6 protein-coding genes are annotated in these 9,701 nt (G+C 43.1%); 1 reads left to right on the top strand and 5 read right to left on the bottom strand.

What is annotated here, in order from left to right:
* The 4 genes from HMPREF0240_RS25090 to HMPREF0240_RS24735 all read right to left on the bottom strand — a co-directional run.
* Window positions 1–551, bottom strand: a 551-nt coding sequence (locus HMPREF0240_RS25090; RefSeq protein WP_347462629.1) for a hypothetical protein, incomplete at its 3' end; no start/stop codon positions are given.
* Window positions 552–755: 204 nt separating this feature from the next.
* A complete protein-coding gene (locus HMPREF0240_RS24490; RefSeq protein WP_009004921.1) occupies window positions 756–926 on the bottom strand; it encodes a hypothetical protein in 171 nt (56 codons plus the stop codon).
* A gap of 337 nt (window positions 927–1,263) precedes the next feature.
* Window positions 1,264–6,252: a bacterial Ig-like domain-containing protein gene (locus HMPREF0240_RS18365; protein WP_009004920.1), complete on the bottom strand. Its 4,989-nt coding sequence runs from the start codon at window positions 6,250–6,252 to the stop codon at window positions 1,264–1,266.
* 540 nt (window positions 6,253–6,792) lie between these two features.
* Entirely contained in the window at window positions 6,793–8,016 is a 1,224-nt protein-coding gene (locus HMPREF0240_RS24735; RefSeq protein WP_035314091.1) for a hypothetical protein, read from the bottom strand.
* Window positions 8,017–8,230: 214 nt separating this feature from the next.
* Here HMPREF0240_RS24735 and HMPREF0240_RS18355 point away from each other — a divergent pair, with 214 nt between their 5' ends.
* Window positions 8,231–9,052 carry an AraC family transcriptional regulator gene (locus HMPREF0240_RS18355; RefSeq protein WP_009004918.1) on the top strand — a complete coding sequence of 274 codons (822 nt, stop codon included), beginning with the start codon at window positions 8,231–8,233 and terminating at the stop codon, window positions 9,050–9,052.
* A 9-nt stretch (window positions 9,053–9,061) separates the two neighbouring features.
* Here HMPREF0240_RS18355 and HMPREF0240_RS18350 read toward each other — a convergent pair whose 3' ends face one another.
* A complete protein-coding gene (locus HMPREF0240_RS18350) occupies window positions 9,062–9,391 on the bottom strand; it encodes a hypothetical protein (protein ID WP_009004917.1) in 330 nt (109 codons plus the stop codon).
* Window positions 9,392–9,701: the final 310 nt, after the last annotated feature.

Below are 9,701 nucleotides of genomic sequence, written 5' to 3'. Positions count from 1 at the left end.
CGGCGGTCTGGCCTGAATGAACGGTCTTCGTCTAAACGGCGGTCTGGCATGAATGGACGGTCTTCGTCTAAACGGCGGTCTGGCATGAATGGACGGTCTTCGTCCGAACGGCGGTCCGGCCTGAATGGACGGTCTTCGTCCAAACGGCGGTCTGGCATGAATGGACGGTCTTCGTCCGGACGGGAGTCTGACCTTGACGGACGGTCATCCTGCGGCGTGCGGCCCGGAAGGCGTATTGCCTGGTCTTCCATCATTTCCTCCGGGAAAATATCTTCATACCCTTCCCCATAAAACATTTTCTCATGTTTACGTACATTATCATATATCCGGCTGCACATCATTCGGAGCTGCAGCTTATCCGGATATTCGTCATACATCATGCTGCAATCGTACTCCATTCTGTCACACTCATCTTCCACATAAGGGAGAACCTTCTTCGCCATTGCCGGATAAAGACTCTTCATATACTCGAAGTCTCTCCGTTCAATCTTCTCATCATCATACGCAAGGGGCATAGGATATGCCATGTAATACGGCAGTTTTGGATTCATAATATACACTTCCATTTCAAGACATTATATGGTTAGTATATGCTAATGAAAAAGAATCGTTAATTCAGAGAGGCATCCTCTTTTAATTTTATATAAGCGATCGCTCTGCCGACCCTATACACGATCCCATATAGACCATATAAAGCACGAAAAAGAGACCGAAAATCCGGTCCCTTTTATTGATCCTGATACTTTCCCCACAGATCATTTGCCGTCCTGCTGCAAACTCGCCAACAGACGCTTCAGTTCTTCAACCTCTTTCACTGCTTCTGTCGCTCTTTTCTCTGCCAGGATTTCCGCTTCTTTTGCTTTTGCAGCTTTCGCTTCTGCCTTTGCAGCATTTTCCTGTGCAGCTTTCCTGGCTCCAGAGTTCAAACTGTCTCAGACATTCCGGATGTATACATATATCTTTCAGCACCTCCTTTCGTGTCCTGATTTGCGGAAAATACTCTTGTAGTCCTCTGTGCATAGGCACTCTCCTCTCTTATGCTTTTTAGTCATTCACGGAATCTGTTTCGAATCTGAAACACCGAAATGAGATGTCATGCGGCTTAGAAGTGGCTGAACTGCCTGCCGCTATTAATATCATCAGAATAGCACGTGCATACCCAAATTTCAAGAAACAAAGTGGGGAGTTGGGCGTTGAAAGGACTTACCCGACTTACAAAACGGCAGACAGGATTTACCTGCTGCCGTTTTGTCTAATTCTTACTTACTTTTTTTTAGCTTTTCTTTTCATTGCAACTACTACGCCTGTTCCTGCTGCAAGGCAGATAAGCATTGCTGTAATAAGTATCATGACTGGTGATGAATCTCCGGTCTTGACTCCCTTATTTACATTCGCATTCCCATTGTCTTTGTTGCCGGCCGCATTATTGTTTCCGTTACTGCCATTGCCGGTATTTCCGTTACCTGCATTTCCGTTGTTACCATTATCGCCGTTGCCTCCATTTCCACCGTTATTTTCATTTTTGGCAACAAGTCCATCCAGTGCACGTATTAATTCCGTAGATGCCTTATCTACTGTCTCCTGATCATCAGAACTCAATTTCTCGTCATTCATCACAGCCAGGGCCCGGCCTAATGCCTGGTTTAACGCTGCAACACTCTCTTTTGTATAACCCGTTAAGTCTATCTTCTGTGCCCTTTCAATCAGTCCGTTTAAATTGTCCTTATTTGCTTTCAGCTTTTGCTGTAAAATTGCATTCAGCAGCTGATCTGATACTTTTTCAATATCTTCCTCGAGCGCATCTCCGGTCCCCAGAAGTTCCTTCGCCTGCGTCAGGGCATCTTCAAGCTGGCTCCAGTTTGTATCAACGTATTTGTCCTTCTCCGCTGTCATCTCATCCGCTTTGTCTATAAGCAGGCGAAGCATCTCTGCATCTCCCTGATAGATACCCAATCCGTGAATTGCATCGACCAGCATGTTCCATGCCTCATTTACATCTGTCTGGGTTGCCTCTGGATTGATCAGTACTGCTTCAGCATTTTGCTTTGCATCTTCGAAAAATTTCACGGCGCTGTCAACCACACCTTCCGTGCTTAAAGTCAGTGCATAGTTGTAAGTCTTCTGGAGTATCTCTTTTTTAACCGGCTTCTTTTCAGCTACCGTTACTTTAAATGTTGCACTTGCACCGCCGTAACTTACAGTAATTGTTTTCTCTCCTGCAGATGAGCTGTCGAATCCGTCTGTCTGTGCCTCAGCTGTTACATCCTGCTCGCTTCCGTCTGAATAGATAGCTATAACCTTCATTCCTGTCGGATCGAATTCATCACCGATCTGATAGCTCACTTTAGCAGGTGATACCACTTTCAATTCCGTAATGACAGGATCTTCGGATGGCGCCCCTAATTCCGGAGGTACCATTCCTTCAACAGGACCCGACTTTGCCTTAATTGCCATCAATGCCGGATCTTCCGGATTTGTCGGTTCACCCGCTGTAAAGAAGTTATCATGCTGAGCTTCCTGTGATTCTTTCTCATATTGTGCATAATGTGCAACTGTGTGATAGAAATATGGTCTCCACACATTGTAAACGACGTTATGTGAAATATCGACTACACCTCCGGTTCCTTCATCCAGATAAATTGCACCGTATGGCGCCGGAATATCATGAATAAAATTACCGCGGATAACGGTTCCCGGCATATTGGACAATGTATAAATTGCCCCGCCGTCATTCAGGCGGTTCATACAGTTTGTAATATTATTATTTTCAATTAGATAACGTTCCTGTATAGACGGAGTATCGAATTTATAGTAATTCTGATCTGCTCTTCCGCCTTTATCCCAGATTCCCCAGCCCCATCCGGCTGAGATACCGCTGTATGCCACATTGGTTACCTGGTTCTGTGCGATTGTACAGTCTCTGACATAACCGGCCCAGATACCGATACTGCCCTTAAAGTTGTTTCCAATTGTATCCAGTGCATTTGAAAATACCAGAACATCCTCTGTAATTCTTTCCGGATCCGCTCCCGCAGACTCATTCAGGACACCCTGCTCATATGTTATATCAGAATACGGCTGTGCATCTCTTACCCGGACACCGCCGACCTGTATTCCCGCTGCCCCGATCTGTTCAAAGCGGCTCTGTGTAATGGTACTTCCTGTTACTCCGACCTCATAGTCAAATCCTGCGGCTGAAAGCATTCCGAAAATGCAGTTATTTACATGCATGCCTTCTACATATGCTGCCGTCACACTGCCAGGAGTTTTTAAGAAATTGTCATGGTTATTGGTTGCTTTCATATCCGGGTCAAATACAAAACTTGCCTGCAGCTCTATCTGACCGTCAATGTGCGGCCGCATAAAAGACGTGTAATGGAATCCCATATCTTTTAATGCCAGACCATAAACTTTATTTCCGCTTTCACCTTTAATTTCTGCCAGTTTCTCCAGTCTTGGAAGTACGATATTCATCTCATTCGGATCAGCTCCTGCCTCCGGAATATAGTAGATCTTTCCTGCTTCTCTGTCAAAATACCACTCATTTTCCTCATCCAGCAATTCAAATGCGCCCTGGATAGCCGTCGGTTTATTCGGATTACAGTTCAGCTTAATTGCGGAATTTTTAAACGGCTCCGGTTTCATAATGACTTTTACGGTCCCGTCTTCTTCTTTTACTTCCTGCACCGGCAGGATATTGCTTGTCCAACCCACGTCATAAGTGAATTCAATATCACTTTGATTTCTCCAGGATTTCATCTCGGCAAGCTTCCCTGTCACGACATATCCATAGTCATTCCTGTTTGAAATTTCTGAACCATTGCATGTTTCCTGCGCCATCACAGCCCGCTTGTTCCCCACATACAAGTCTCTTGAATATTCAACACCCTCCGGAACTGAAGTTTCAAAGACACCCTCCATTCCAGATATATCTTTGCTCTCCTTCCAGTCTGTCAGTTTGATTCCGCCGGAAAGAACGGTATCATTCGCACCTGCGCCGGCATAGATTACGGCATATCCTTTATCTGCCCCATCCTGAGCTGTAAATTCCAAAGTTTCATCCAGTGCATATTCGCCTTTTGCTATATGTACGATCACATCGCCTGTCCAGCCGTCAATCTCACGTACTGCCTGCTGGGCGCGTTCAATTGTAGCAAATGGCTGGTCCACAGAATCCCCGCTATTGGAATCATTTCCTTTGCCTGGATGAACAAAGATCTCTTTCATAAGGCCATTCTTTGCAGCATTGATTGTCCAGCCGTCAAATTCGACTTTTCCGCCGCTTAGATCCATTGTCTCGTAAGGAAGCACCGACGGGATAAATCCCGGTTCGTAGTAGAATGCCGGCTTTACATTTGCCAGATCTGTATCCGCTGAAAATCTGAGATTCACTGTCTTTGTATCTGCATCAATCTCTGCAAGCTGTGTAAGCCCGTCAGCGGTGAAAGAAAGGATTTCCAATTCAGCCTCTTTAAAATTAGCAGTAAGTATCCGGTCGCTGCCGACATAAAATTTGTACTCTTCCTCTTTGCTTACTTCCACACCCTGCTCATCCGTCCAGTTTACAAATTTGTAGTTCTTATTTGGCTTTGCCTTAATCGTAACTTCGTTTTCTTCCAGATATGTACCTGATCCTTCTACAGTTCCCATAGAATCATCATTTGTCTTTACTTCTATTTTATAAGAAGCTTTTTCTGCAAGCTGTTCCCATGTCTTAACTGAAAAGTTATCGATATAACCATTTACCTTACCGGTACGGTCTACATATTCGACCTTGAACCTTGTCCCATCTGCCTTCAGTTCAAATCCTTTGAGCTCGGAATTTGTATCCCATGTACCTGGCTCTTTAGTTCCTGTTTCCCAGATTTTGACCATGATACGACTGCCGTAGATCCGGCTCTTACACGTATACCAGGTTTCTTTCGACATACTTTTCTGAGTCTTGGTAAGATTTGTTGTATTGCATGATACAATCAGATTCGTGTTCCCGAAATTTGGATTAATAGAAAAGTAATACTCATTATCCGCTCCGCCGGAATTCGGCTGGGCATGCAATTTCACATAAAAACCATCGTGAGATGTAAAGTCCTTGTCATAATAAAAGTCAAACTGTACCTGTTTGTCTATCAGATCACAGTCCAGATATGCAGAACGGTTTGAACCGTCAATTGTGTTCATTTTCAGCGTTTTATTATTCTCTAAACTGCTGATACTGTACCCCTCGTCGATTCTTACGTATTTAGGCGGCATATTGTCTTTTGTCGCAGGACCTTCCTCGTAGCTTTCATAGTCATCTGCAAAATACTCATATTCTGGCTCTCCCAGTTCTTCAAAGTTTGCGGCTAAACTGCGTCGGCCGGTTACTTCAAATGTATATACCCTGTCTGTGCTGACAATATTTCCATCTTCTGTCCAACTGACAAAACGATAGTTCGTTTTTTCCTTTGCCGTAACCGTTGCCATTTCTCCAATATTAAAGCTTCCCCCTCCGGAAACCTCACCTTTTTCAGGATCAGAACTGGTAACATCAAGCTGCACTTTAGAAGAAGTGTCCAAAGTACTGATCTTTACGTTATCCACTAAAGTTTTTGTAGCCGATCCCAGTGTATCAACCTGTAATGAAAATGCTGCTTTTTCTTCTGGAACAAAGTTCTCCTTGACATAAGAAAGATCCCAGTCTGCCGGTTCTTCAGTATCTCTTTCCCATACTTTGACAGACATCTTTTTACCTTCTAATACTGCCTTGCATGTATACCAGGTATCCTGATTCATCACCTTGCTTTTATTTTCCGCAAGATTTTCAGTTCCATATGAGATGAATATTCTGGTAGAAAACTGCGGATTTAATGAAAAGTAATATTCTCCGCTGCCTTTATAAGCCTTTACATAGAGCCCGCCCCATCTTGAATAAGGCTGATCATATTTAAAATCAAACTGGATCTGCCTGTCCGCCGGGATATCATCTATTTCAAAATACCCTCCGTTCACGATCTGTGCTGCTTTATCCCCCGCTTCCCCATCTACAATGGTCATGTTTTTTAAATCTTTGTACTTTGGCATCTCGCCATCTGCTGCATCACCCAGTTCATAAGAATTAAAGTCATCCTCAAAAACAATGTTCTGATCCGAATCCGGTGGCAGTCCTTTCGTGTCCGCTCCTGTAGCAGATACCGTCATTCCAAATGACAAGATCATGCAAAAAGATAGGATCCCGCTTATCGCTTTTCTTACAAATTTTCTTTTCTTGCCCATCCTGCTTCTCCTTTAAAAACTATTTTACTTTTTATCTGTGCCTTATTTTTATTCGTAATCCTCCTTTCAGTCTGATATTTAGAGAACAGCTTCCAATTATTTTTATTGAAAACTGCTCCATAGACTCCATATAACGGTCTTTCGAACCCCTATACTCCCTTTCTTTACTTTTGCTTTGATTCACATTTTTGTATAAATAAGAAGATTCTCCAATTATTCTTTGGTAGATTTGCACAATTACCTATGTTACATTCATTATATTTCATAAGCTTTGTCACTACTATTTCAATAATTGTAAATATATTTCAAAAACAGTACACTCAAAAAAGGTGCTATTTTACTTATTATAGATTTCGTTCAAATATAATAAGTGTTATTGCAATAGCACTTCATATATTATAGAATTGATTTACAAATTATATATTATACAGGAATGCGACACCTACTCTATAAAAAAAGAGCGCCCCCATTGGGAAGCGCTCATTTATAAGTTTATTTATTGTTGAAGGGGATGGGGAAATCCGCTGAGGAAGAGACATCCTAAAAATCCTCCACCATCTCCATCACAATCCGTTCCCAGCGCACCAGGTTATTCAGGTCATTCCCTGCAGAGCTGATATCTTTAAGTACAATGTCGCAGCTGCAGCCATTGCGTTTCACTGCCGCCAGCGTGCGCCCAATCTCCCTTCTCAGCGCATCTTCGTCCAGTTTGACGCTGACCGCGGCAGGGTTGGGCTTATTCGCCATAACGTAACGGCTGCCGATCGCCTCTGCCGCAACATCCACATCCGCCCATGGCGTAATGGAAACTTTTCTGAGATGCGGCAGCTTCTCAACGATATCTATCTTTTTATCTAAAGGTTCACAGCATCCATAATACACCAGACCGAATGGCTCCATTGCCCTTTTCATATAGTCTATGTCAAATTCCTCGTGCATTGCCTTGCCAACTGAACTGAAAATCTGCGCCATACCACGCCCCCAGATGTTCTTGCGCATCACCTTTCCGCCGTCATAGCCACCCGGCAGATCACTGTTAAGCGAAGAAGTACAATGGATATCATATGGAGTAAGTTCAAACAGCCCCTGCTCTTCCATCTGCTGCAGCCTGCTTTCCTCACATTCATAGATTTTATTCACTACCTTATGACTGAATTCCGGGTCATCTACCAAATCAATCAACAGATTAGTCACTCCGCGATAAGTAGATATCTGATCCCATGGCGATAAATAACAGTTATGTCCTTCCATTCGAACAGGCACAATATCTCCGATCGCCTCAGCAAGCTTTGTATACTGCTTCATTGTCTCTTTATAGTTATAAGTGATAACCGGCAGCTTAATCTTTTCAATATCCTCCACAGTTCTCAGCTGGTCATAATATTCATGGGACACGATTTCATTGCGGCTGTCCACACTCAACTGTTCTTCCTTGACTTCGATTCCGATTCCGCTGTCCTCCATCACTTTCTTAACCGGAACATATGGGGGAAGTATCATATCCGCGGGAAAATATCTCCACTGAAATAACTTCCTGCGCATATATTCCTCCGCAAGCCGGAGCACGGGATCCTCGCATTGCAGTGTGAGCGAGCCGTCAACATTCAGCTCGTGGAACGGAATCTCATTCATCAGCACCACCGGGCGCTGCATTTTCAGATCGTTGACAGCCCTATGAAGCTGCATCCTCTCAAAATTCACAGGATCCATAGCCTGTTCATAGTATTGATGTGCAAGCTTGCGTAAAATTTTTACCTGTTCCATTTTATTCACCTATATTCCCTGTTTTTCTTTCATTAAACCACAGTCCACTGCCTGTTGGAAGAAAGAATGTTGCTGTATTTATTGTAAATTATTGCTGTTTTAGCAAAACTGCTGTATACTTTCACAGAGAGGAGGTGCTGCATATGAAGTCCGATTTCCGATGTTTTATTTCACCCAATGATATACAAAAAAACTGCTTTGCTACAGTGATGGAATGGGTTTTGAATCCAACCCGAGTTTTTGCATCAACCGGGAAAGTTTCAATAATTACCTGATAATGTACACAATCTCCGGCCGCCTTTGGTGCATCCAAAATGGAGTAAAAATTGCTGTAGATCCGGGAGAGTATATCCTTATGGACCTGCATTTGGCACACCAATACTACTTTGACGAAGACACGCCTTCACGGATTGCCTGGATACATCTTAACGGGGAGCCGGTTGTTCAAATTATCCGGCAAATCCAAAAGCTTTTGCCGCTGCCCTTTAAATCAGCGGACAAAGAAATGTGCTCCCGGCTGATTGGCTGTTACCGGCTCTCCGACTGCCCGGACCCGGATATTTTTGCGCTGTCCGAACGATATTACACAATGCTGCTTGAGATTTTCAAGAAGCTTTATCATCAGATGAAAGAAGAAAATGAAAACCCGAAAAGACAGGAATTCCGAAAAAATGTCTGGCACATCATTTCCCATAATCTGCACCGCAATATTAGTGTTGATGAACTTGCCCAATCTGTCTGCCTCAGCAAATATCATTTTATACGGATCTTCGATGAGTCTTTTGGTTGTCCGCCGCTTCAGTTCATAACCGGTGAAAAAATACGTATTGCTAAATATCTTTTGATTTATACTGCGGATCCGGTGCAGAAGATATCTGAATCACTGGGATTCGATACACCTGGTTATTTCACGAAAGTTTTCCGGCAGAGAACCGGATTTACCCCGTCAAAATATAGAAAATACGGATATTTACAAGACTCCCCGCAGGACTCTATTCATGTTGAAAATGCTGTTCTGAATAGGATATCAGATTGAATCTGCCTATTATTTTTCACACAAATATCTATACTTACGTATTCGTTCAAAGATGATTTCCTGAACTCTTCTCTTTACATCTTCCGGATAGTACGGTTCTTCAGATAGCAGAGACCGTACATCCTGCATGTTGAATCCTAACTTAATCCGGGTTCCGTATAACTGTTCCGCAATATCCAATTGCTCATCAAAGTCATAGCAAAATGTTTTTGAGGTTACATTTCCTATCAAATTAAATGTTTCCTGACTCATCGGATAATCCATTGTTGTATCAGATTGATTCCCTTTTGATGACTGTCTGTCATCGGTGTTTGTATCTTTGTTAAATAGTTCAACCACCCTGCAACACCTCTCTATCTATAGTGATAGGTAATCCTTTGAAGTTATCGCCGGATTTTCCCCCACTCCACACCGGACGTGCGACTTTCACCGCATCCGGCGTTCCATCGGTTGTTTTCACAAGCATTTAATCAATCACCAAATGAAATGTTAGTTTTCTATTGCGGACAAACCAGCCTGCTGGCGCAGACTGTTCACTTTTAACATCAGTTCCTTTGTTGCCTTGAGCGTGTCGGCTATCTCTTTTAGCTCATTCTTAGGACACTCTTGCAGGAGTGGAAGAAATCTATTATGGAACAAAATCATATTT

Source organism: Clostridium sp. D5 (genome assembly GCF_000190355.1).
GTDB lineage: Bacteria > Bacillota > Clostridia > Lachnospirales > Lachnospiraceae > Faecalicatena > Faecalicatena fissicatena_A.
Note: the sequence above shows the minus strand (reverse complement) of the source record. Positions and strands in the feature narration are given on the sequence as shown.

Coding starts and splice junctions, on each gene's coding strand:
- HMPREF0240_RS18365 (WP_009004920.1), bottom strand. CDS start 6,252: ATGGGCAAGAAAAGAAAATTTGTAAGAAAAGCGATAAGCGGGATCCTA.
- HMPREF0240_RS24735 (WP_035314091.1), bottom strand. CDS start 8,016: ATGGAACAGGTAAAAATTTTACGCAAGCTTGCACATCAATACTATGAA.
- HMPREF0240_RS18355 (WP_009004918.1), top strand. CDS start 8,231: ATGGGTTTTGAATCCAACCCGAGTTTTTGCATCAACCGGGAAAGTTTC.